Here is a 23,765-nt window from a genome sequence, read left to right on the forward strand (position 1 = left end):
ACTGCGGTCGTCGCCCTGCGTAGCAGGCAGAACGCGGAGCGCTCGCAGGACTCGCCGCAGTTGGACGAAAAAATCAACGCCACCGTTTCAGGGGATATTTGCCATTCATGGATCACACAATCGTGGACATCGCTGGGTAATCCGAAGATATGCCGAGTAAGTTCCTCCGCAGAGAACAGCGGGACATCTCTGGTTCTCGAAAGACCCCGACTGCAGGAGTGTGGGAATAGTGTTGAAGAAGGCTGGTGTGGTTGCCGCCGCCGCGGCTGGATTGCTGATGCTCGGCGCCCCGGCGTTCGCCGGCGAGAGCCACGGCATGGACGGCATCAACAACGCCAAGAACGGCCAGGTTGGCATCGTCAACCTCAACGACATCGACATCGTCAAGGACATCAACGTCAACGGCGTTGTCGGCGCCTGCGGCAACAACGTCGGCGTCCTGGGCGGCGCTGTGCCGATCCTGTCCCCGTCGATCACCGGCAGCTGCGCGGCCGGCGGAATCGTCGACGGCGACTGACTGAAGTCCCCGACAGGGTAACTCCCGCGCGGGGTGGAACCGGGTTTCCCGGGTCCACCCCGCGCTTTTTTGTGCACCGAAAACACCGTCATGCTATCGAGTGACGCCATTACAGCCAGTCATCCCCCACTGAGCCTGTCCCAGCGTTTCCGCAGGAAGATGCTCACAAGTGCGATCCCGGCAACACGCCGGAACAATATCAATGTCAACCGAATAGGGGTTATTTCCGAAATCGCATCACACGATAGTGGAATGCGCCACCCCAGCCTTGCGAAACCGGAGTAGGTTCTGCAACGCAGAGGGCAGCAAGATTTCTCCACAAACCGCCATGGACTCTAGGAGTGTCAAAGTGTTGAAGAAGGCTGGTGTGATCGCCGCCGCCGCGGCCGGATTGCTGATGCTGGGTGCCCCGGCTTTCGCCGCGGACATCAACTCCGCGCACAACGGCCAGGTCGGCCTGGTCAACCTGAACGACATCGACATCGCCAAGGACATCAACGTCAACGTGATCGCCGGTGTTTGCAACAACAACGTGGGCGTGCTGGGCGCGGCTGTGCCGGTGCTGTCCCCGCAGATCGTCGACAGCTGCGCCGCCGGCGGCATCGACGACTGACGTCGTCCAATAGAAAAGGCCGGGAACCGCGGTTCCCGGCCTTTTTCGCGTACTTTCACGACCCGAAGCGGCGATGCCTGATGGCATAGTCACGCATGGCCCGCAGAAAGTCGGTTCGCCGGAAGTCCGGCCAATAGGCCTCGCAGAACCACATCTCCGAGTGCGCGGACTGCCAGAGCAGGAAGCCCGACATCCGCTGCTCCCCCGAGGTACGAATGACCAGGTCAGGGTCGGGCTGGCCGGACGTGTAGAGGTGCTCGGCGATGTGGTCGACACTGACGACCTCCGCGAGTTCCTCGATCGTCGTGCCCTGCTCGGCGTGTGTCTGCAGCAGTTTGCGCACCGCGTCCGCGATCTCCCGGCGGCCGCCGTAACCAACCGCGGCGTTGACCTTCAGCCCGGTGCGGCCTTTCGTACGCGCCGCGGCCGCCGTCAGCCGCTCCGCGGTCTCCTTGGGAAGGATGTCCAGCGCGCCGAGGATGCGCAGCTGCCACGGCAGGCCCGGCTCGGCCAGCTCGTCCACCACGTCACCGATGATCTCCAGCAACGGGACCAGTTCGGAGTCCGGCCGGTTGACGTTGTCGGTGGACAGCAGCCACAGCGTGACGACCTCGACACCCGACTCCTGGCACCACTCGAGCAGTTCCTCGATCTTGCGGGCGCCGACCCGGTGCCCGTCGGCCACGTCGGTGAAGCCGGCCGCCCGCGCCCAGCGCCGGTTGCCGTCGAGCATCACGCCGACATGCCGGGGCCGCTTGAGGCCTTTCACCTGATCGGACAACCGCCACTCGTACAGGCGGTACACGACATCGGCCACGCGCCTGCGAATCCAACTTCGACCAGCCACGTCCATTGAGGGTACGCGGATGTTTCGCGAGCGCTCACCCGCGTGGCCTATGCCTCATGTGCATCGGTTGTAGCGCACGGTAAACCTGTGAAGTCACTGTGGAGTGGGGCACGGCACTGTCAACGCAACCTACGGTCCCGTAACCTTTGGACTCGTGACCGCATCGACACTCGAACGGCCGACGGCTGCCGACAAGCCGAGCATGCGGGGGAAGCTCCATTTCTGGTCGTTCTTCGTCTCGATAGCCACCGGCGCCGCGCTGATCTCGCTGGCGGCGTCGACCGTCTCCGCAACGGCCGCCCTCGCGACATCGATCTACGGCGCCACAGTGCTCGGCCTGTTCGGTGTGAGCGCCCTCTACCACCGGACCTGGTGGGAGAGCGAGCGCACCCGGGCGTGGATGAAGCGCCTCGACCACTCGATGATCTTCATCTTCATCGCCGGCACCTACACACCGTTCTCCCTGCTCGCGATGCCCCGCGACACAGGCATCGTCGTGCTGTCGGTGGTCTGGGGCGGAGCACTGGCAGGCACAGCCCTGAAACTGATCTGGCCGCACGCCCCGCGGTGGCTCGGCACCCCGATCTACATAGCCCTCGGCTGGGTCGCCATCTTCGTCCTGCCCGACCTGCTCAACCACGCGGGCGTCGCCGCCCTGACCCTGATCCTGGCCGGTGGCCTCTTCTACACAGTCGGCGCGGTCTTCTACGCCACCAAGTGGCCCAACCCCTGGCCCGGCCACTTCGGCCACCACGAGTTCTTCCACGCCGCGACCATCCTCGCCGCGATCTGCCACTACATCGCGATCTGGCTGGCGATGTATCCGTAGATCCCCTGTTTTGCCGACAAGGCCGTCACCCGGTTGGGGTGGCGGCCTTGGTGCTTTCTTCTGGCAGGGTCAGGCTGGGTTGGCGGGGGCCTTGGCGGTGCGGGGTGGGCGTTTGGCCGCGGGTTTGGGTTGGGTGGGGACGTTGGTGATGCGGACGGTCACCTGGTTGTCGTTGTAGGTGTAGGCCTCGTAGGTGAATTCGATGCCGGTCCGTTCGACGTATTCGGTCCAGGCACGGTATTCGTGGCGTTTCCATCCGGGGAAGTTGAAGAACTCGTCGAATTGGACGACGCTGCCGGGCCGCAGTCTCGGGCCGCAGTTTTCCAACACTGTTTTCGCCGAGCTGTAGAGGTCGCCGTCGACGTGCAGGAAGTCGATGTGGCCGGGGTGCTTTTCCAGGAAACCGGGCAGGGTGTCGGCGAAGAGGCCCACCACCAGCTCCGCGCCCGGGACCTCGGGCAGGTCGTCGCGGGCGAAGGCGCCGGCCGGCATTCCGTTGAGCCAGGCCTCCGGCAGGCCTTCGAACGAGTCGAAGCCGTAGACCTCCTTGCCGTCGCGGGCCTTCGAGATCACCTGCAGCGTGGTGCCGGTCGCCACACCGAACTCGAGAGCCATGCCTCCGGTGGGCGCCAGGGACAGCGCGTACTCCAACGTCTCGCGGTGGCTGCCGAAATGGCGGGCACCGACCATGTGCTCCCTGGCGAAGACGTTGCTTTCCAGCGCCGCGTCCTGATCACCCGCGTAGATGAGGTCGCGCCTGCTGCGGATCTCGAACTCGATCACCCGGTGATACACCCGGTCGCCCTGGCGGACTATCTCTTCGCGCAGGTCACCGGTCACCTCCTGCTTGAGCTGGTCGAGCTGACCGGCGAGCCGGTCGAACTGCTCGGTGTACGGGTCGTGCAGTTTGACGGCAACGCGATGCAGGGCACGGCCCAGCCCCCGCCGGAAACGATCTTGAAGCTGGCTCATTACGGGACAATAGCGAACGACGGTCCCCTTCCACGACGGCACGTACAGATCATTTTCCGCCCGCGGTGTGCGAATTCGGCAGGCGGAAACATCGGCAACCGTGTCATGCAGCCTCCGCCCTGGCCGGCTCCGTAGGTAACACCAGAACAGGAGGGGTTCGCAGCTGTCCGGGTGATGTGTGAGCAATTGCGAGCTCGAACATGTGTGCTATGGTTGTTGTCGAGGGAATCTGGTGGGTTGGTGAGAACCGAACCGGTTCATCGAGGACCTGGTTTCCCGGCGAAGCCGGGTGGCGGCGAGTTGCGTCGTGACAGCCCGATGGAAACCCATGTAAGACCAGCACAGTGCTGGCAGCGGGTACTGCCACGGGAAGACCACACCATTGGTGTGGCCAACGTCGGTACCGCAAGGTGTCGACTGTCTGGACAGAGTGGACTCACGTCTGCTCATGCTTCAGGCAACGGTGAATGAAAGCCGAGGAAATGAAACCCCCTCGCACCACGCGAGGGGGTTTTCGGCTGTCAGACCTCGAACTCTGGGCCTTTGGCGCGCAGGTCGTCCACCTTGGACATCGCGTCACGCAGTTCGGCCAGCCAGGTGTCGGCGTGCTCACCGACCAGCCGCACGGCCCACGCGAGGGCCTCGGACCGGGACCGGGCCACGCCGGAGTCCACCAGGGTGTCCAGGATCAGCCGCTCGGGCTGCCGCAACCGGGTCATCACCGGCGCGGACAGCGTGGTGAACAGTTCCTCGCTCGAACCGAGCTTGGCGCCCCAGGCGACCTTGCGGCCGTAGCGGTGCTCGGCCTGACGGGCGATGTCGATGCGCTCGTCCCTGGTCTCCTCGCGCCACCGGCTGATCCGGCCGGACTCCGCCGCCGCACGCGCCGCGTCGTCCTCGAACTCGCCTTCGAGCGGGGCAAGTTCGCCCACGATGATGATCTCTTCGCGGTCCACCGAGACCGTCGGCGGCTCGGTGAACCAGCCGTCGGGCAGCCGCCCGGCGAGCCAGGCCGCCGCGTCGTCGGCGGACGGCAGGTCCGCCTGTTGCCAACCGCCGCGTCCGCGACCGCCATGCCAACCACGTGCCATGTGCCGTACTCCAAACATGAGCAGCTCCGTAGCTTGATTACATCATTACACCACTACTCAAGCTACGCGTGTAGTGCGAGAAGGGGCAGAAAATTCGCTCTCAGCTGAGCGAGGAGATGAGCTCGTCCGCCGTCGTCACCGGGCGGTCGCACACGTACCCGCGGCACACGTAAGCCGCGGGCTGCCCGTCGATCAGCGGGCGATCCGCCAGCAGCGGTGACGAGTCGGGCGCGCCCGCGAGCACGACGGCACCGCCGTGCGCCTTGTGAAGAGCGGCCGCGAGCAGCTCGGGCGAAGCGCCCGCGATCGCGATCTGCACAGGACCCTGGGCAAGAGCCTCGGCGACGCTGAGCCAGTGCCCGGCGAACCGGGGCGCCCGCGAGGCCAGTAGCCCAGCCCGAGCCACTGCCTGCTCCGCAGCCTCGCGATAGATCCCGGCCCGCTCGTGGCCGACCAGAGCCGACGCCGTGACCAGGGCAGACGCCAACGCCGAAGCGCCGGCCGGCGAAGCGTTGTCGGACGGATCCGCAGGCCGGTGCACCAGGGCTTCGGCGTCGTCAGCGGTGTCGAAGAACGCTCCGGCTGCGGACTTGTCGGCGAACCGGTCCAGAGCGGAATCAAGCAGCGAGACGGCCGCGTCGAGCCACCGCTGCTCCCCCGTGGCCTGATACAGGGCAAGCAGACCGTCCGCGACGCACGCGTAGTCCTCAAGGACTCCGGCAGACTGACCGGCCACACCGTCGCGTGAAGTGCGGCGCAGCCGACCGTCCACGAGGTGGGTGTCGAGCAACAGCGCGGCCGCCCGCTGCGCCGCCAAGATCCATTCCGGAACCTCGAAGAGGGCGCCGGCCTGGGACAATGCTGTGATCGCGAGCCCGTTCCAAGCCGCGACCACCTTGTCGTCACGGCCAGGCTGCGGCCGTGTGGCCCGCACCTCGGACAATGCCGAACGCACGCGAGCAAACCGCTCCGGGTCCTCCGGCTCGCGCAACAACCGCAGCGTGGACGTGCCGTGCTCAAACGTGCCCTCGGGCGTCACGCCGAACAGCTCGGCAGCCCAGACGCCGTCTTCCTCACCCAGGATCTCGACCAGCTGAGCCGGGGTCCAGACGTACGTCAGGCCCTCCTCGCCCTCGGTGTCCGCGTCCAACGACGACGCGAACCCGCCCTCTGGCGTGCCCAGATCGCGGATCAGGAACCCGGCGGTCTCCTGCGCGACCCGACGATAGGCCGCGCTGCCGGTCAGCCGGGCCAGATGGGTGTACACGCCGAGCAGCAAAGCGTTGTCGTACAACATCTTCTCGAAGTGCGGCACGACCCATTGCGCGTCCACACTGTATCGAGCGAAGCCACCGGCGAGCTGGTCGTAGATCCCGCCACCGGCCATCGCGTCCGCCGTAGCCTCCACAATGGACAGCGACTCCACGGACCGGGTCCGCTCGTGGTGCCGGGTCAGGAACTCCAGCACCATCGAGGGCGGGAACTTGGGCGCGTTGCCGAATCCGCCGTTGTGCCGGTCGAAATCCCCGAGCAGTGAGACGACAGCACCATCGAGCACCGAAGTGTCCACAGCGGACTCGGGAAGCACGGCGGAGTGCTTCGCCAACGAAGCGACGAGTTTACCGGCGGCTGTACGGACCTCGTCGGATCGCTCGTTCCAGGCCTCGACAATCGCCGCCAGCAGTTGCTTGAACGAGGGCATGCCGCCGCGCGGTGAAGGCGGGTAGTAAGTGCCGCAATGGAAAGGCTCGCCGGCAGGCGTCAGGAAGCACGTCATCGGCCAGCCGCCCTGCCCGGTCATCGCCTGCGTCGCGGTCATGTAGACCGCATCGACGTCCGGCCGCTCCTCACGGTCCACTTTGATGTTCACGAAGTGCCGGTTCATCAGCTCGGCGGTCTCGGCGTGCTCGAACGACTCGTGCGCCATCACGTGACACCAGTGGCACGCCGCGTAACCGATGGACAACAGCACCGGCACGTCCCGTTCGACGGCCTCGGCGAACGCCTCCGGGCACCACGGCCACCAGTCGACCGGGTTGTCGGCGTGCTGCAGCAGATACGGGCTCGTGGCCTGGGCCAGTCGGTTCGCCATGCCGCCAGCCTAGTTCCGCAAACAAGGTGAAGGTTGCCGGCATATCCGGGAGGATCGGCCCGTGCTGATGACCTTGACCACCACCCACGAGCCCGCGACCGAACTCGGCTTCCTGCTGCACAAGCATCCCGAGCGGGCGCAGTCCTCCACGGTCGCGGCCGGTACGGCACACGTGTTCTACCCCACGGCGAACGACAGCGAATGCACGGCGGCGTTGCTGCTCGACATCGATCCGATCGAGCTCGTGCGTGGCCGGCACGACCGCGCGTTCACGCTGAACCAGTACGTCAACGACCGCCCGTACGCAGCTGGGTCGATGCTGGCGGTGGCGATCGGCACGGTGTTCCGGACCGCGATGAACGGCATCGCAGGCACCCGGCAGGAACTCGCCGACACCGCGATCCCGCTGCGCGTACACGTCCCCGCGCTGCCGTCGCGGGGCGGTCCGGACCTGGTCAGGAGGTTGTTCGAGCCGCTGGGCTGGCAGGTCGGAATCACCACCGTGCCGTTGGACGCGGTGTTCGGGGGCGACTCGCCGTACGTCGACCTGAAGCTGACCGGCACCATGCATGTCTCGGCGGCGCTGAGGCATCTGTACGTGCTGCTGCCGGTGCTGGACAACGCGAAGCACTACTGGGTGACCGAGGAAGAGGTCACCAAGCTGCTGCGCGCGGGTGAAGGCTGGCTCGCGGACCACCCTTCGCGTGAGCTGATCAGCCAGCGGTATCTCGCACATCGCCCGGCCTACGTCCGGTTTGCGTTGAGCCGCTTGGCCGAAGCCGACGAGACCGATGCGGACGAACTCGACAATGCCCTGGCAGAGCCGGTTGTGGCCGAGCAGCCCGACCGTCCGGTGCCGCTTTCCTGGCAGCGCCGGGACAGCGTGATCGCAGTGCTGAAGGAGGTCAACGCACACAAGGTGCTTGACCTTGGTTGTGGTGGCGGCGCCCTGCTGCGTGAGCTGATCAAGGAGCCGTCGTTCACCGAGATCGTGGGCGTTGACGTGTCCGCGCGGGCACTTGAGGTCGCGGCCAGGAGGTTCGAGCGGACTCCTGAGCGGGTGCGGCAACGGTTGACACTGCGGCAATCGGCGTTGACGTACGTCGACCAGTCGCTGGCTGGTTTCGACGCGGCTGTATTGATGGAGGTCATCGAGCACGTCGACGAGCCCCGGCTACCCGCGTTGGAACACAGCGTTTTCGGCGCGGCGAAGCCGGCGACTGTCATCGTCACCACACCGAATGTCGAATACAACATTCGGTTCCCCACGCTGCCCGAAGGCAAACTGCGGCACGCCGACCACCGTTTCGAGTGGACGCGCGCACAGTTCCGCACCTGGGCAGACAGCGTGGCCGAACGCTACGACTACACCGTCCGTTACCTTCCAGTCGGCGACGACGACCCGGAAGCAGGCCCACCGACCAAGCTCGCCGTCTTCGAGGTGTCCCGATGAAACTGTCCATTCCAGACATGGCGGTGGTCGCGCTGGTCGGCGCCTCGGGATCCGGCAAGTCCACCTTCGCCCACAAGCACTTCGCGCGCACCCAGGTCCTGTCGAGCGACTTCTTCCGAGGCCTGGTCGCGGATGACGAGAACGACCAGTCCGCCTCGGCGGCCGCGTTCGACGCCCTGCACTACGTCGCAGGCAAGCGCTTGGCCGCAGGCAAAGTCACCGTGATCGACGCGACGAACGTGCAGCGAACACCGCGCGGCCAGCTCATCGCGCTGGCCAAGCAGCACCACGTGCTGCCGGTCGCGATCGTGCTCGACATGCCCGAAGGGCTGTGCATCGAGCGCAACGCGGCACGGCCGGACCGGGATTTCGGTGCGCACGTGATCCGCAGGCACCGCAACGACCTACGAAAGTCGTTGCGGTCGTTGGAGAAGGAAGGCTTCCGGCGCGTTTACGTCCTGCGCACGCCCGAAGAGGTCAAGGCTGCCGAAGTCGTCATCGAGCCGCTGCTGAACGACAAGCGGTCGGAGACCGGGCCGTTCGACGTGATCGGGGACGTACACGGCTGCCGCGCTGAGCTTGAGGAGCTGCTCGGCACACTGGGTTACGTGCTGGAGCGGGACGTCGAGGGACGTGCCGTCGGCGCTAGTCACCCGGAGGGCCGCAAGGCTCTGTTCGTCGGCGACCTCGTCGACCGCGGCCCGGACACGCCCGGTGTGTTGCGCCTGGCCATGGGCATGGTCGAAACAGGCAACGCCTTGTGCGTCTGCGGGAACCACGAGCAGAAGCTCGTGCGAGCGTTGCGCGGGCGTAAGGTCCGGGTCACGCACGGGCTCGCCGAGTCGCTTGACCAGCTGGGCGCGGAGTCCGAGGAGTTCCGTAAGCGCGCGGAGAAGTTCTGCAGCGACCTGGTCGCGCACTACGTTCTGGATGACGGCAAGCTAGTCGTCTCGCACGCCGGCCTGCCAGAGAACTACCACGGCCGTGCGTCCGGAGCGGTGCGCAGTTTCGCGCTGTACGGCGACACCACCGGAGAGACCGACGAGTACGGACTGCCAGTGCGTTATCCGTGGGCGAACGACTACCGCGGCCGGGCAATGGTCCTGTATGGACACACTCCGACCCCGGAAGCCGAGTGGGTCAACGGGACCATGTGCCTGGACACCGGGTGTGTGTTCGGCGGCAAGCTGACCGCATTGCGTTACCCGGAGCGGGAAGTGGTTTCCGTTGACGCGCACAAGGTCTGGTACGAGCCGGTGCGGCCGTTGGTGGCGCAGGTCGCGACTCAGCGGGAGCCGGACGTGCTCAACCTGGACGACGTGATCGGCCGGCGGATCGTGGAGACCGAGCACCACGGCCGGATCACGGTCCGCGAGGAGCAGGCAGCGGCCGCGATCGAGGTGATGAGCCGGTTCGCGGTCGATCCGCGGTGGCTGCTGTACCTGCCGCCGACGATGAGCCCGACGGCGACCTCAGCACTCCCCGGAATGCTGGAGCACCCGGCCGAGGCCTTCGCCGGATACCGCAGCGACGGCGTGCGACACGTTGTGTGCGAAGAGAAGCACATGGGTTCGCGCGCGGTCGTGCTGGTGTGCAGAGACGACGGCAAGGCGAGGTTCGGGATCGACGGCGGCGGTGCCGTCCACACCCGGACAGGCCGCTCGTTCTTCGGCCCGGACCTGACCGAGCAGTTGCTCGATCGCATCCGGACCGCGGCGACCGGCCTGTGGGACGAGCTGAAGACCGACTGGTTGTTGCTGGACACCGAGCTGATGCCATGGAGTGCCAAGGCAGCCGGGTTGATCATGCAGCAGTACGCCCCGGTCGGTGCCGCGTCGTCGGTCGCGTTGGACGCGGCCATAACCGAACTGTCCAAAGCAGATGCACGAGGCGTCGACGTGGCCGAACTGCTGGCGAAAACGCAGTCACGCGCGAACAACGCGGACGGATACCGCCAGGCCTACCGCCGCTACTACTGGCCGACGGAAGGCCTGGACGGTGTCAAGCTGGCGCCGTTCCAGGTGCTCGCCGCGGAAGGCCAGACGTTCGCGACCAGACCACACGCATGGCACCTGGAGATCGCGGACCGGCTGGCCGCCGCGGACCCGTCCTTGTTCACGACCACGAAGCGCCTGTTCGTCGATACAGACGACGAACAGGCGGTCGCGAAAGGGATCGAGTGGTGGGAGGAGATGACCGGATCAGGCGGCGAGGGAATGGTGGTCAAACCGGCCGCCAACCTGGTGGAAAAGGTGCAGCCGGGCGTGAAGGTCCGAGGACGTGAGTACCTGCGGATCATCTACGGCCCGGACTACACCGAGCACCACCACCTCGCTCGCCTGCGCCAGCGCAATCTCGGCCGCAAGCGTTCACTGGCCTCCCGCGAATACGCCCTAGGCCTGGAGGCGCTGGACCGGGTCGCCCGCGGCGAGCCGTTGTGGCGCGTCCATGAGTGCGTATTCGCCGTACTGGCCCTTGAATCCGAGCCCGTCGACCCGCGCCTTTAGGCGGGGTTGTAGAAGGCGTAGTCGGCGGTGTACGGCACCGAGGCGGTGACGCCCTCACTGCACGAGCCAGTGGGGGCCACTCCACCCGTGGTCTTCAGCCGCTGGATGAACGTGACCTTGGCGAGCTTGCCGGGGCCACGGTTGCCCGTGGCCTTGAGCAGCAGCTCGGGAATGGCATTGGGGACAGGCGAATTGGCCACGGCGGCGGCAGTCACCGAGCTGCCGTCGAGTACGGACGTCCACACCGGACCCTTGGAGTGCAGTACCTCAGGGCGGCCGTGATTGGTGAGAATCGCATCAGGCTGGACAAACGTCCACGCGTTGTTCGTGCACTGGTAGGTCTGCACGCCCCGAGCGGGCATCACGGTGAGCAACTTGTTGCCGTCCGGCACCTTGAGCACGTCCGGCACCTTGGGCTGGGAATGCGCACTCGCCGGCGCTGCGGCACCCACGCCGATGGCGGCCAGTGCAGCGACTGCTATACCAACAGAAACCTTGCGTACCCGACTCATTTTGGTGACTCCGTTTGGGTTTTCCGGTCGGCGTCCCTCGCCGACCGCCCCCCACACGGAGATGATGCCGTCCCGGTTCACCTCTGGGCTGGCGTCACCCGATCGTGGCTACTAAGCGCCGTTTTTCTGTTCCTGGGGCTTCTCTTCGGCAGCGGGTTCCTCGTCGCCGTCGGGTGCCTCATGCTTGCCCGCGGGCTCCTCGTCGAAGCTGGCCGGGACGCGCTTGAGGTGCTTGCTCATCGAGCGGGCCAGAAACACCACCGCGACCAGGAACACCAGCAGGACAAGCAGACCGACCGGTGAGGACTTGCCGAAGTCCTCACCGCGGCCGCCGGGGTCGTCGGGCATCGGTGGCGGCTGCGCCACCATAGCCGTGAACGTCATGCGGTCACCTTCTCCGTGATGCCGTCGAACAGGTCGTCCTCCGGCAGAGTCGTGTCCACGAGCGAGCGGGCCAGCTCGTACTCCTCGAACGGCCACACCTCGCGCTGCAGCTCCAAGGGTATGACGAACCACCGGCTGTTCGGGTCGATCTGGGTCGCGTGCGCCCGCAACGCATCGTCCCGGACGTGGAAGTACTCACCGCACTCGACCCGGCTGGTGACGCGGTCGGCCACGTCGCCCTTGTCCGGGTCCCACTTCGACAGCCACTCCTTGTACGGCGATTCCAGGCCGCGGGCCTCCATCGCGTCGTGCATCCGCTGCATCCGCAGGCGGGAGAAACCGTGCGAGTAATAGAGCTTCAACGGCGTCCACGGCTCGCCCGCGCCGGTGAACCGCTCAGGGTCGCCGGCCGCCTCGAAAGCCGCCACCGAGACCTCGTGGCACCGGATGTGGTCCGGGTGCGGGTAGCCGCCGTTCTCGTCGTAGGTGACGATCACGTGCGGCCGGAACTCGCGGATCACCTCGACCAGCTTCTCGGTCGGCCCCTCCAGCGGGACCAGCGCGAAACAGCCGTCCGGCAGCGGCGGCAGCGGGTCGCCTTCGGGCAGGCCCGAGTCCACGTAACCGAGCCACCGGTGCTGGATGCCCAGGATCTTGGCTGCCTCGGCCATCTCCTCGCGTCTGATCTGGGTGATGTTCTCCAGGACGTCGGGCCGCTCCATGGCCGGGTTGAGGATGCTGCCGCGCTCCCCGCCGGTCAGCGTGACGACCATGACCTCGTGCCCCTCGGCCACGTACTTCGCCATGGTCGCGGCGCCCTTGCTCGACTCGTCGTCCGGGTGTGCGTGTACCGCCATCAACCGCAGCTGCTCAGCCATGACCTCTTCTGGTCCCTCTCTCGTGTACCCCGCGTGCTCGCGCCTCGAGCCCCCACGCATACTCGACAAGTACGTGACCCACATTGTTCCCGGTGGGTCCGACACCGCTGATCGGGAGACCCTGATTTGGAGAGCCGCGTCACCTCCGCCGGGCGTGAACTGCCCGAGGGACGCTACGGCTCGCGGGCTTCGGCCAAGCCCGTCGGCCGTTGGCGTAGATGGGTGCTACCCGGGGCCGGCCTTTTACTCGCCTCGGCGATCGCGTACATCGCCTACCAGAACCTGGGCAGCGCGCCGATCGAGGCGCAACGGACCACATTCAGTCCGGTTGGCACGGACTCCGTGAAGATCACGTTCACGGTGACCAGGGAAACCCCATCGAGACCGGCCATGTGCGTGGTGCGCGCGAGAGTGCTCGACGGCTCCGAAGGCGGTCGCAAAGAGGTCTATATCCCTCCCGAAGCAGCCTCGATCTCCACAGTGATCAAAAGCTCCGGTGAGCCGGTGACCGCCGACGTTTTCGGCTGTTCCTACGACGTGCCGCCCTACCTCACAGTGCAGAACTCGGAGGCACGGCCAACGGAGTGAAACCTAAGCCGAAAGGCGGCAAATCGGACATCACGGACACATGATCACTACTGATCGTGTTATCCTCTTATACCGGCACGGCCCCTGACGGGCCGTGTTTTGACGTTCTGGGCCCCATGGTCCGGAAAAAACCGACCCGCATCCGCGGGCCCCGGGAGCTGGACGAGGAGTTGGTGACCGTGAGCGAAAGCAAGGTGACCTGGCTGACCCAGGAAGCCTATAGCCGCCTCAAGCAGGAGCTTGACGAGGCGATCGAGAACCGCCCGGTCATCGCCGCGAAGATCAACGCCAGCCGTGAAGAGGGCGACCTCAAGGAAAACGGTGGCTACCACGCGGCACGCGAGGAACAGGGCCAGGCCGAGGCCCGTATCCGGCACCTGCAGGAGCTGTTGCGCAACGCCAAGGTCGGCGAGGCTCCCGCCAACGACGGGCTGGCCGAGCCCGGCAAGGTGCTGACCATCCGCTACGAGGGCGACGACGAGGAAGAGAAGTTCCTGCTGGCCACCCGGGAGGAAGGCGCCGAGGGCGCACTTGAGGTCTACTCCCCCGAGTCCCCGCTCGGTCGCGCCCTGCTCGGCGCGAAGGAAGGCGAGACCAGGGAGTACGAGCTGCCCAGCGGCGCTTCCCAGAAGGTCACACTGATCAAGGCCGTTCCGTACAGCGCATAGCCTTGTCCCCCTCGTGAGTGCCCGGCCTGGGCGCTCACGAGGGTTTTGTTTTTCCGGCCACACGTTCGAGCAGCGGGCGGGAGCGCAGCGGGATCGGCGTGGACAACGCGATCGAGGTCGACATCCGTTTGACCCCGGCGACGTTCACCACCTCGTCGATCACCCGCTGGAGGTCCTCGTTGGACTGGGCGACCATGCGCACGAGCAGGTCGCCCTGGCCGGTGGTCGCGTGCACCTCGCAGACCTCGTCGATCGCGGCCAGGCCCTCGGTGACCGGGCCACGACGGCCCTGCGCGATCTCGAGCACGGCGAACGCGGTCAGCCCGTAACCCATCGCTTCCAGCGACAACGCGGGCGGGAACCCGGAGAGCACCCCGGTCCGGTTGAGCCGGTCCAGCCGCGCCTGCACCGTCCCCCGGGCGACACCCAGCCGCCGGGAACACTCCAGGACGCCCAGCCGCGGCTCATCGGTCAGCAACAGCAGCAGCCGGGCGTCCAGTGCGTCGATCTGATCTACTTCCACTCCTCGAAGCCTAGGGTCACGTCGTGCTTGAGGTGCTCACCGTCACCCAGCCGGAGATGCTCCACTGTGGGCGCGTACCCGCTTGCGATAACCGTGTATTCCCCTTCGGCCAAGTCAGTGATTTTGTATCGGCCGTCATCGTCGGTCGAAGTCACACTGACGACGGCGCCTTCTTTGTCCACGACCGTGATGCGTGCCTCCGGGACCGGCAGGCCCCGGTGGTTGCGAGCGATGCCGCACAACTCGGCCCCACTGGTGAGCTGGATGTCCTGACGGACCTCCCCCACCTCGGGCACAGCCAGCGGAACCGCCGAAGGCCGATACCCGGAAGCGTTGACCACCAAGGTGTACGAGCCCGCGCCGACACTCGTGAACCGGTAGCTGCCGTCGGACGCGCTCGGATGTGAGCTGACCACGTGGCCGCCGCGGTCGGTGAGGATGACGGTCGCCGACGGCACCGGCTGCCCGGTCTGGGCGGCGTTGACGAAGCCGACGATCTCCCCCGCTCCGACCAGGGTCAGATCCAGCAGGACCGGGTCGGCGTGCAGTTTCAGCGCCGAGGCGTGCGGCTGGTGTCCAGGTGCCGAGGCGATCATCACGTAACCGCCTTCAGCAGGCGCGTTCAGCACGTACCGGCCGGCCGGGTCGGTGTTGCCGCGGGCGACCTGCTTGCCTTCGTGGTCGATCAGCGTGAGCACCGCGCCACCGACCGCCACACCTTCACCGTTCTGCACGAAACCGTGGACCTGGTGCCCATCCAGTTGCCCGACAACGGGAATCGGGCCGGTGATCTCGCCGTTGGTCTCCGGCTTGACGTGCCTGCCCGCCTTCTCGGGCGGTGTCTCGGGCAGCAGCGCCTCGCCGCCCTCGACCATCGCGGCCTGCATGGCGTTGCCGCTGCGCAGCGGGATCTCCTTGATGAACAAGGAAACGACGAACGCGAGGATCATCACGCCCATCCCGATCAGGAACACCATCTGGATCGAGTCGGTGAAGCCCTCCAGGAACGGCCGGGCCAGCCGCGGGTCGATCCGTTGCAGGAACGAGGAATCCTGCAGCACGTTGCCGACACCGCCACCCTGCAGGCCCTGGATGACCTGCCGGTTGTCGGCGTTGGCCAGCACGTTGGGATCGGTCAGCGCCGCCTGGAAGCCAGGTGTGGGCGCGATCCGCGTGAAGGCGTCGCGGATCTTGTCGCCGACCGTGCTGAACAGCACGGACAGGAACACCGCGACACCGATCGTGCCACCCATCTGCCGGAAGAACGTGGCCGACGCGGTCGCGACGCCCATATCCCTTGCCGGCGCGGCGTTCTGCGCGGCGATCGTAAGGGTCTGCATCGACAGGCCAAGGCCGATGCCGAAGATTCCCATGTAGAGCATGGTGTGCCAGACCGGACTGTCCACTTCGATCGTGTAGAACAGGCCCATCCCGGCGATCAGGAACAGGCTGCCGATGATCGGGAAGATCTTGTAGCGCCCGGTCCGGGAGGTGATCTGGCCCGAGGTCATCGAAGCGATCATGATGCCGACTATCATCGGCAGCATCAGCAGGCCCGCCGAGGTCGGCGTCTCGCCCTTCACGATCTGCAGGTACTGCGGCACCATCGTGATCCCGCCGAACATGCCGACACCGAGGATCACCCCGGCGATGATCACCATGGAGAACGTCGAGCTGCGGAACAGCCGCAACGGGATCAGCGCGGCGTCCTTCATCTTCGCCTCGATGACCACGAACAGGATCAGCCCGACCGCGCCGACGACGTAGCAGAGCAGCGCCCGGTCAGAGCCCCAGCCCCATTCGCGGCCCTGCTCGGCGATGATCAGCAACGGCACGACGCCGATGATCAAGGTGAGCGCGCCCCACCAGTCGATCTTGTGGTCGTGCCGCTCGTGCGGCACGTTGAGCACCTTGGCCACCACGAACAGCGCGATCACGCCGATCGGCACGTTGACCAGGAACACCCAGCGCCAGCCCGCGATGGACGCGATGTCGGTCTGGCCGGCCAGGAAGCCGCCGAGCACCGGGCCCAGCACGCTGGACGTGCCGAACACGGCCATGAAGTAGCCCTGGTACTTGGCGCGTTCCCGCGGCGAGACGATGTCGGCGATGATCGTGAACGCCAGCGACATCAGACCGCCCGCACCCAGGCCCTGCAGCGCCCGGAAGGCCGCCAGCTCGTACATCGACTGGGAGAACGTGCAGGCCAGCGACCCGATCACGAACAGCGAGATGGCCAGCAGGTAGAACGGCTTGCGGCCGTAGATGTCCGACAGCTTGCCGTAGATCGGCGTGGTGATGGTCGACGTGATCAGGTACGCCGTGGTCGCCCACGCTTGCAGGCTCAGGCCGTTGAGGTCGTCGGCGATGGTCCGGATCGCCGTGCCGACGATGGTCTGGTCCAGTGCGGCCAAAAACATGCCCAGCATCAGTCCGCTGAGGATCACCAGGATCTGGCGGTGGGACAGCTGGGTGCCGGCCGGCGGCGCCGTGGGCGCGACGGCGGTTTCGGTCATCGGGGTTCCCCCACTGGGTGATAGTTCTCGAAATCTGTGTTCAGGCGGTCGAGCAGCATCACCAGCGTGCGCCGCTCGCTCTGCGGCCAGTCGGCCATCAGCGCGACGATGTGCCTGGTGCGCTCCGCCTTGGCGCGGTCGAAGGTGCCCCGGCCCGCGTCCGTGGCCACGAGCAGGCAGGCCCGCCCGTCCTCCGGGTCAGCCTTGCGTTCGACCAGGCCGTGAGCCACGAGCGCGCTGGTCTGCCGGCTGACTGTCGACGTGTCGGAGTGCACGGCGTCAGCGAGCGCCGTGATCCGTTTCGGTCCTTCCCGGACCAGATGGGCGAGCAGCGCGTACGCCGCCCGCTCGATTCCTTCGGTCGCCACCGTGGCGAACTGGGCCTTGGCGCGTCCGGTCAGGGTGATCAACCGGGCGAGCTGGTGGGCCAGTTCCTCGGCGATGGCGAGGTCCTGCGCATGGTCAGCCATGACCCCGTGCTCCGCCACAAATGCTTGGTCTTTACAACTAGTTGTCTGACCCAAGCATTCGCTTCTTACCCGCGCTGTGCAAGTTGAGGAAGAGTGATGATGGTCGTATTGCACAACATTCGGAGTGCCTCCCGGTCCTTACTGGACAGCTTGTCCAGCTGTTTCCCAATCACTTGCTCAACCTGCCTCGCCAGGGCAATCCTGGCGACCATGACCGACACCCTGGGGCGCCCAGAATCGCAGTTGGACGATGTGAGCTTCGATCAGCTCAAGCAGCTCGTCGGCCTGGTGGACTACGACTCCGCCAGGGATTCGTTCCCGGTGAAGTCGATGGACGCCGTCGTCTTCGTCGTCGGCAACGCCACCCAGACCGCGTGGTTCTACCAGGCCGCGTTCGGCATGAGCCTGATCGCCTACTCCGGCCCGGAAACCGGCAACCGGGACAGGAAGTCCTTTGTGCTCAAATCGGGCTCGGCCCGGTTTGTCATCAACGGCGGCGTGGCCCCCGACAGCCCGCTGCTCGACCACCACCGTCGTCACGGCGACGGCGTTGTGGACCTCGCACTCGAGGTCGGCGACGTCGACCAGTGCATCGCGCACGCACGCGCGCAGGGCGCGACCGTGCTGGAGGAGCCGCACGACGTTTCCGACGACTTCGGCACTGTGCGGATGGCCGCGATCGCGACGTACGGCGAGACCCGCCACACGCTGATCGACCGCTCCCGCTACTCCGGTCCCTATCTGCCGGGCTATATCGCCCGGGAGAGCACGATCCAGCGTCCGGCGGGTTCGCCCAAGCGCTTGTTCCAGGCCGTCGACCACTGCGTCGGCAACGTCGAACTGGGCAAGATGGACTACTGGGTGGAGTGGTACAACCGCGTCATGGGCTTCGTGAACATGGCGGAGTTCATCGGCGACGACATCGCCACGGACTACTCGGCGCTGATGTCGAAGGTGGTCTCCAACGGCAACCACCGGGTGAAGTTCCCGCTCAACGAGCCGGCCATCGCCAAGAAGAAGTCCCAGATCGACGAGTACCTCGAGTTCTACTCCGGCGCCGGCGTCCAGCACATCGCCTTGGCCACCAACGACATCATCGCAACCGTCGAAGCAATGGCCGCGGCCGGCGTGGAGTTCCTCGAGACTCCCGACTCGTACTACGACGACCCGGAGCTGCGCGCCCGCATCGGCAACGTGCGCGTGCCGATCGAGACGCTCAAGGAGTACCGGATCCTGGTCGACCGCGACGAGGACGGCTACCTGCTGCAGATCTTCACCAAGCCGATCGGCGACCGGCCGACGGTGTTCTACGAGCTGATCGAACGCCACGGCTCACTGGGCTTCGGCAAGGGCAACTTCAAAGCCCTCTTCGAGGCCATCGAGCGCGAGCAGGAACGCCGCGGCAACCTCTGACGGTACGCCCCGAAAGCCACGTTGGGAGCGCTGGATGCTCCGAAAGCCACTTTGGGGGCACATCCCTTCAGTAACGTGAGCGAATGTCCTTCCTGTGGGGTGTGGCCGGCGCTGGGTACCAGTCCGAGGGCTCGGCTCCGGACAGCAACTGGAGCCGGTTCGCGTCCGGTTACCACGACTCGGTGGACTTCCTGCATCGCTACCCGCAGGACATCGAGCTCGCGGCCGATCTCGGTGTGCAGGTTTTCCGCGTGTGCGTGGAATGGGCACGGGTTCAGCCGGTGGCCGGCGAGTGGGATTTCGACTTCTACGACGACGTGATCGCCCATGTCCGTAATGCCGGAATGCGACCGATGATCACCCTTGATCACTGGGTATATCCGGCGTGGACCGGCGGCTGGCGTAATCCCGGAATGGTCGAGCTGTGGCTGCGTAATGCCGACCGTGTGGTGAAACGCTACGCCGGGAATGGCACGATCTGGATCACCTTCAACGAGCCGACTGTCTACATGGCACACGAGATCAGGCAGGGCGCGTTCAGCCCGATGATGCCCGCGCGCATGGTCCAGGCGCACAAGCGGGCGTACCGGCTGATCCACGAGGCGGATCCGGATGCGTTGGTGTCCAGCAACGTCGCCTACATCCCGGTGGTGAACCGGTTGGTGGATATCGGCTTTCTCGACTGGGTGACCGACAGTATCGACTTCGTCGGGATCGACTATTACTACGACGTCGTTCCGGGAAATCTCACAGCGGTACACGGCGCGAGCGGGCAGCTTTACCGGATCGACCCCGAACCCAAGGGGATCTACCGGGCACTACGGCACTACGCGCGCAGGTTCCCGAAGCTGCCGTTGTACATCGTCGAGAACGGGATGCCCACGGACAACGGCCATTCGCGGGCAGACGGATACACCCGGTCGGACCATCTGCGTGACCACGTGTACTGGATGCTGCGCGCCAAGTCCGAGGGCGTCAACGTGATCGGCTACAACTACTGGAGCCTCACCGACAACTTCGAGTGGGGCACCTACCGGCCCCGGTTCGGTCTGTACACAGTGGACGTGGAAACAGATCCCGCGCTGGCCAGGCAGCCCACGGACGCGGTAGACACCTACCGGGAGATCGTCACCGGCGGCCTGGCCGCCGACTACCGGCCGGTACGGTGAACATTCCGGCGGTACATCATCAAAACCGCAGCTTCCCTTAAGGAATCCTGTCATTGTGGCCGCATCGGCGCATTCGCGTCATCAGCCGGGTATTCTCAGCGACAACGAGTAGTCGCCGACGAGGGGCAGAGTAAGCAATGGCAGGCGTGACCCGGGCCGCTGGAATGGTGCCACTGGTCGGCGCGTTGGCTGCTGCCGCGGCGCTGGCAGGGGTCGCCGTGTTCAGCGCGACCAGCGCCGGCTGTGCCAGCCCAGGCCAGTACGTGCAGCGTGACGGCTATGTCGAGCTCATCGGCGGCTGTGTGGACTCCAGCCAGTTGCCGCCCGCACAGCCGAAACCGCCGGCTGCCCCGAAGGGCGAGCCGGCGTTCATGCAGCAGTAAGCGGTTCTTCTTCTAGGCAAGCGCCTGAAGCAGGTCCTGCACCAGGTCAGTGCCGTCCTCGATACCGACCGACAGGCGGATCAGGTTGTCGGGCACCTCAAGCTCCGAGCCCGCGACACTGGCGTGCGTCATCTTGTGCGGGTGCTCGATCAGCGACTCGACCCCGCCAAGTGACTCGGCCAGGATGAACAGCTTCGTCCGCGAGGTCACATCCAGCGCGGCCTGCTCACCGCCCGCGACCGTGAACGAAACCATGCCCCCGAACCGGCGCATCTGCTTGGCAGCGATCTCGTGGCCCGGGTGTTCCCGCAGGCCCGGGTAGTAGACACGCTCAACCCGCGGGTGACCGAGGAGAGCCTCGACGATCCGCTCAGCGTTGTCCGAGTGCCGCTCCATCCGCACCGCGAGCGTCTTCACACCCCGAAGAGTCAGCCACGCGTCAAAAGGCCCAGGCACCGAACCGGAAGCATTCCGCAGGAACCCGAACTGCTCGTGCAACTCATCGTCGGAAGTGATCAGCGCACCGCCCACGACATCCGAGTGGCCACCGAGGTACTTGGTCGTCGAGTGCAGAACCACATCCGCACCCAACCCCAACGGCGACTGCAGGTACGGAGTGGCGAACGTGTTGTCCACAACCAGCCGCGCCCCCGCCTCAGCCGCGATCACAGCCAAACCGGCGAGGTCAGAAATAGCCAGCAACGGGTTCGTCGGCGTCTCGACCCAGATCACCTTGGTGTTCGGCCTGATCGCGGCCCGGACAGCAGCCAAGTCAGCCTGATGCACCGGCGTGTGCTCGATCCCCCAGAGCGCCAAAACCTTGTCCACCAGCCGAAACGTGCCACCGTAAGCATCGTCCGGAATCACGATGTGATCGCCGGGCCGAAGCAGAGTGCGCAACGCGACATCACTCGCGGCCATCCCGGACGGGAACGCCAACGCGTGCCGTCCCCCCTCCAGCGAAGCCAGACACTCCTCCAGAGCAGTCCTCGTGGGATTACGAGTACGCGAGTACTCGTAGCCACCCTCACGCAGCCCACCCACACCATCCTGAGCGAAGGTAGAGGTCGCATAGATCGGCGGAATAACAGCCCCGGTCCTCGGATCCGGCCGCTGCCCCACATGGATGGCCCGAGTCTCAAACCCAAGCCTGGAGTCGTCTTCTGACATACAGCAAGCTTACGTCGATCCAATCAGGCGACCAGATCGTGGGACACCTCACCCACATGGACGCGATCCGCCACCTTCGCATGACCGTCCGTCGCCAACAAGGCCTAGCCGCACGACACCTAACCGAAATTCACCAGTTAGGCAGCTGTGGCCCGCCCGGCATCTGAGGAGGCCGGGGAATATTGGGGAGATTCGGCACCTGAGGAGTCTGGAAACCCGGAACGTTGGGGATCTGCGGGCTCTGGAAACCTGGAATATTCGGGAAGTCTGGCTGCTGGAAACCGCCGGAGCCGGGTCCGCCACCTGAATAAGGGTCGTAGTCGTCACTGCGCAGGTGGTTCAGGGTCGGTGGCAGGACGGAGACCAGGAGAGCGAGCGGCGACACGATCAGGATCAGCGCTTGGAAGACCTGTTGGGAATTGCCGAAGTCGAAAACGAGTTCGAGGTACAGCCCAAGGTTGATCTTGCCGAGGATGGGAAACAGGAAGAATCCTGCCAGGGCGAGGATCGAGCCGATCACGATCAGGACTGTTCCGGCCATTTTGCGGGCGAAGGTGAACATGGCGCCGAGGACCAGGATGAGGGCGGCCAGGGCTTCGACGCCGAGGATGACCAGGACTTCGGTTGGCTGGTTGTCGAGGTTGGAGAAGTTGAGGATGTCGAAGGCCCGGACCAGCACCACGATTTCGAAGGCGGCCACGGACAGGGCGAGCAGGGCCGCCAGAACGGCGGTGAACGGGTTTGTCCCGCGATCGGCTGGGGCCGGTTGCTGCTGGTAGGGCTGCTGTTGCGGGTAACCGCCCTGCTGTGGATAGCTCACGACTGTCTCCCAAACCGCGGGCCGGATCGATCTGAGACGAACGATAGGCCAGTGGTATGACAATCCGGCCTGTGTTGAGTCCCTGGCCTGCAGTCTTAGCCCCATCGGGCAGGATTCGACGACAAAGGGGCGCCCCGGCTGGGACGCCCCTTTGTCTCTACCACTGCTGCGGTGGCGGCGGCTGCTGCCCGTAACCGGGTGGCGGCTGCTGCGGCGGCTGGCCGTAGCCCGGCGGGGGCTGCTGGCCGAAGCCTGGAGGTGGTGGCTGCTGGCCATATCCAGGCGGCGGCTGCTGGCCGTAACCCGGGGGCGGGCCGTAACCGGGAGGCGGCGGCTGCTGGTAACCACCGGTCTGCGGCGGGCCGAACGCCGAACCACCGGCACCCACCCATGCCTTGGTGCCAGGGAAGAACTGCAGGGATCCGAGTGCTGCCACGATGATGCCCGCGATCAGGGCCATGATCGGGAAGAAGAACAGCTCGGTCGAGTCACCGCCGACGATGATCAGCCAGAGCAGTCCGCCGAGCGCCATCAGGCCGCCGCCGACGAGCAGCAGCATGGCGCCCATCTTGTTCTTCAGGAAGATCATCACGCCGGCACCGATCGCGCCGAGTCCACCCAGCAGCGACACGATGGCGAGGATCCACATGAGCGTCGGGTTCGGCGCGTTGGCAGCAGCGCGCGAGCCGCCGAACTGGGCATAGGCGTCGGAGTACTTGCTGAGGTCGCCGAAGTCGACCAACGTGAAGATCGCGGCGAGCAGGCCGAGCAGGGCAGCCACACCAGCGACACCCGTCGTGAGCACCTGGCTGTTTGTGCCCTGGCCGCCGAACTGGGGCGGCGGGCCGAAGCCCTGCTGCTGGGCGAAGGCGCCTGGCTGCTGGTAGCCGGGTGGCGGGCCGAAGCCTGGTTGCGGCTGGTGCGGCGGCTGCTGGCCCGGGGAGGGCTGGCCGAACTGGGACGGCTGGCCGTACTGGCCGATCACCTGGGTCTGCTGCGGTTGCTGCGGCGGCTGACCGGGGAAGCCCTGGGGCGGTGACGGCGGCTGGTCGCTCGCGCTGGGCGGCGGCTCGTACTGCGGCGCGGGCGGCGGCATGGATCCGGGCGGCACCATCTGGGTCGACTCGCCCTGTGGCTGGCCCTGGGCCTGCTGACCTGGCTGGACGACCTGGGTCGCCTCGGGCCCCGGATCCTGCGGTTGCTGCTGCGGCGCCGGCTGCTGCTGGCCGGGCTGCAGGACCTGGGTGCGCTCGGGTTCCTGCTGCGGACCGGCCTGCGGCTCCTGCGGGGGCTGGCCGCCCTGCCATGGCTGGTTCGGCGGCTGCGGAGCACTCATTGGGTAACAACTCC

General features: G+C 66.1%; 23 protein-coding genes. 10 read left to right on the top strand and 13 right to left on the bottom strand.

Going from position 1 to position 23,765, the window contains the following annotated elements:
- Positions 1–229 precede the first annotated feature (229 nt).
- Positions 230–517, top strand: coding sequence for a hypothetical protein (locus JOF56_RS06110; RefSeq protein ID WP_209635356.1), 288 nt, complete (start codon positions 230–232; stop codon positions 515–517).
- A gap of 349 nt (positions 518–866) precedes the next feature.
- Complete coding sequence (locus JOF56_RS06115; protein ID WP_209635357.1) at positions 867–1,130, top strand: hypothetical protein; 264 nt, start codon at positions 867–869, stop codon at positions 1,128–1,130.
- A 55-nt stretch (positions 1,131–1,185) separates the two neighbouring features.
- Here JOF56_RS06115 and JOF56_RS06120 read toward each other — a convergent pair whose 3' ends face one another.
- Positions 1,186–1,947, bottom strand: a complete 762-nt coding sequence (locus tag JOF56_RS06120) for an isoprenyl transferase (protein WP_307855772.1) — start codon at positions 1,945–1,947, stop codon at positions 1,186–1,188.
- Between the two features lie 232 nt (positions 1,948–2,179).
- Between JOF56_RS06120 and trhA the strand changes: the two genes are divergently transcribed.
- Complete coding sequence (gene trhA, locus JOF56_RS06125) at positions 2,180–2,806, top strand: PAQR family membrane homeostasis protein TrhA (RefSeq protein WP_209648048.1); 627 nt, start codon at positions 2,180–2,182, stop codon at positions 2,804–2,806.
- A 69-nt stretch (positions 2,807–2,875) separates the two neighbouring features.
- Here the strand turns inward: trhA and JOF56_RS06130 are convergent, their stop codons facing one another.
- From JOF56_RS06130 to JOF56_RS06140, 3 genes are all read right to left on the bottom strand, one after another.
- A complete protein-coding gene (locus JOF56_RS06130) occupies positions 2,876–3,778 on the bottom strand; it encodes a class I SAM-dependent methyltransferase (protein ID WP_209635361.1) in 903 nt (300 codons plus the stop codon).
- 521 nt (positions 3,779–4,299) lie between these two features.
- A complete protein-coding gene (gene abmR / locus JOF56_RS06135; RefSeq protein WP_209635363.1) occupies positions 4,300–4,869 on the bottom strand; it encodes an ATP-binding transcription factor AbmR in 570 nt (189 codons plus the stop codon).
- Between the two features lie 100 nt (positions 4,870–4,969).
- Positions 4,970–6,961, bottom strand: coding sequence for a thioredoxin domain-containing protein (locus JOF56_RS06140; RefSeq protein ID WP_209635365.1), 1,992 nt, complete (start codon positions 6,959–6,961; stop codon positions 4,970–4,972).
- A 61-nt stretch (positions 6,962–7,022) separates the two neighbouring features.
- On the opposite strand from JOF56_RS06140, the gene JOF56_RS06145 reads away from it, so the two are divergent.
- Both JOF56_RS06145 and JOF56_RS06150 read left to right on the top strand, forming a co-directional pair.
- Positions 7,023–8,414 (top strand): 3' terminal RNA ribose 2'-O-methyltransferase Hen1, encoded by a 1,392-nt coding sequence (locus JOF56_RS06145; protein WP_209635368.1) that lies wholly within the window; start codon positions 7,023–7,025, stop codon positions 8,412–8,414.
- Complete coding sequence (locus JOF56_RS06150; protein ID WP_209635370.1) at positions 8,411–10,921, top strand: polynucleotide kinase-phosphatase; 2,511 nt, start codon at positions 8,411–8,413, stop codon at positions 10,919–10,921. Before JOF56_RS06145 ends, JOF56_RS06150 begins: the two co-directional genes overlap by 4 nt.
- Here the strand turns inward: JOF56_RS06150 and JOF56_RS06155 are convergent.
- The 3 genes from JOF56_RS06155 to mca all read right to left on the bottom strand — a co-directional run bounded on the left by JOF56_RS06155 (position 10,918) and on the right by mca (position 12,695).
- A complete protein-coding gene (locus tag JOF56_RS06155) occupies positions 10,918–11,433 on the bottom strand; it encodes a DUF3455 domain-containing protein (protein ID WP_209635372.1) in 516 nt (171 codons plus the stop codon). The two genes, JOF56_RS06150 and JOF56_RS06155, sit on opposite strands and share 4 nt — an antisense overlap.
- A gap of 111 nt (positions 11,434–11,544) precedes the next feature.
- A complete protein-coding gene (locus JOF56_RS06160; protein WP_209635374.1) occupies positions 11,545–11,817 on the bottom strand; it encodes a hypothetical protein in 273 nt (90 codons plus the stop codon).
- Complete coding sequence (gene mca, locus JOF56_RS06165) at positions 11,814–12,695, bottom strand: mycothiol conjugate amidase Mca (protein WP_209635376.1); 882 nt, start codon at positions 12,693–12,695, stop codon at positions 11,814–11,816. Before mca ends, JOF56_RS06160 begins: the two co-directional genes overlap by 4 nt.
- Positions 12,696–12,821: 126 nt before the next feature.
- On the opposite strand from mca, the gene JOF56_RS06170 reads away from it, so the two are divergent.
- Positions 12,822–13,283, top strand: a complete 462-nt coding sequence (locus JOF56_RS06170) for a DUF4307 domain-containing protein (protein ID WP_209635378.1) — start codon at positions 12,822–12,824, stop codon at positions 13,281–13,283.
- Positions 13,284–13,453: 170 nt separating this feature from the next.
- Complete coding sequence (greA, locus tag JOF56_RS06175; RefSeq protein ID WP_209648049.1) at positions 13,454–13,951, top strand: transcription elongation factor GreA; 498 nt, start codon at positions 13,454–13,456, stop codon at positions 13,949–13,951.
- A gap of 34 nt (positions 13,952–13,985) precedes the next feature.
- Here the strand turns inward: greA and JOF56_RS06180 are convergent, their stop codons facing one another.
- The 3 genes from JOF56_RS06180 to JOF56_RS06190 are packed head-to-tail and all read right to left on the bottom strand — an operon-like array spanning position 13,986 to position 17,460.
- On the bottom strand, positions 13,986–14,474 hold the full coding sequence (locus JOF56_RS06180; protein WP_209635379.1) for an Lrp/AsnC family transcriptional regulator: 489 nt from the start codon (positions 14,472–14,474) through the stop codon (positions 13,986–13,988).
- Positions 14,465–16,990, bottom strand: coding sequence for an MFS transporter (locus JOF56_RS06185; RefSeq protein WP_209635381.1), 2,526 nt, complete (start codon positions 16,988–16,990; stop codon positions 14,465–14,467). Before JOF56_RS06185 ends, JOF56_RS06180 begins: the two co-directional genes overlap by 10 nt.
- Positions 16,987–17,460: a MarR family winged helix-turn-helix transcriptional regulator gene (locus JOF56_RS06190; RefSeq protein WP_209635383.1), complete on the bottom strand. Its 474-nt coding sequence runs from the start codon at positions 17,458–17,460 to the stop codon at positions 16,987–16,989. The genes JOF56_RS06185 and JOF56_RS06190 overlap by 4 nt, the downstream gene beginning before the upstream one ends.
- Before the next feature lie 210 nt (positions 17,461–17,670).
- On the opposite strand from JOF56_RS06190, the gene hppD reads away from it, so the two are divergent.
- The 3 genes from hppD to JOF56_RS06205 all read left to right on the top strand — a co-directional run bounded on the left by hppD (position 17,671) and on the right by JOF56_RS06205 (position 20,425).
- The gene (hppD, locus tag JOF56_RS06195; protein WP_209635384.1) at positions 17,671–18,873 is read left to right on the top strand and encodes a 4-hydroxyphenylpyruvate dioxygenase; all 1,203 of its coding nucleotides are present in this window, start codon (positions 17,671–17,673) and stop codon (positions 18,871–18,873) included.
- Between the two features lie 83 nt (positions 18,874–18,956).
- A complete protein-coding gene (locus tag JOF56_RS06200) occupies positions 18,957–20,042 on the top strand; it encodes a family 1 glycosylhydrolase (RefSeq protein WP_209635386.1) in 1,086 nt (361 codons plus the stop codon).
- Between the two features lie 137 nt (positions 20,043–20,179).
- A complete protein-coding gene (locus JOF56_RS06205; protein WP_209635389.1) occupies positions 20,180–20,425 on the top strand; it encodes a hypothetical protein in 246 nt (81 codons plus the stop codon).
- Positions 20,426–20,437: 12 nt separating this feature from the next.
- Here the strand turns inward: JOF56_RS06205 and JOF56_RS06210 are convergent, their stop codons facing one another.
- From JOF56_RS06210 to JOF56_RS06220, 3 genes are all read right to left on the bottom strand, one after another.
- Complete coding sequence (locus tag JOF56_RS06210; RefSeq protein WP_209635390.1) at positions 20,438–21,595, bottom strand: cystathionine gamma-synthase; 1,158 nt, start codon at positions 21,593–21,595, stop codon at positions 20,438–20,440.
- Between the two features lie 130 nt (positions 21,596–21,725).
- Positions 21,726–22,415 carry a hypothetical protein gene (locus tag JOF56_RS06215; RefSeq protein WP_209635392.1) on the bottom strand — a complete coding sequence of 230 codons (690 nt, stop codon included), beginning with the start codon at positions 22,413–22,415 and terminating at the stop codon, positions 21,726–21,728.
- 157 nt (positions 22,416–22,572) lie between these two features.
- A complete protein-coding gene (locus JOF56_RS06220) occupies positions 22,573–23,751 on the bottom strand; it encodes a hypothetical protein (RefSeq protein WP_209635394.1) in 1,179 nt (392 codons plus the stop codon).
- Positions 23,752–23,765 lie beyond the last annotated feature (14 nt).

The sequence above is a fragment of the Kibdelosporangium banguiense genome, assembly GCF_017876405.1.
Taxonomy (GTDB): Bacteria; Actinomycetota; Actinomycetes; order Mycobacteriales; family Pseudonocardiaceae; genus Kibdelosporangium; species Kibdelosporangium banguiense.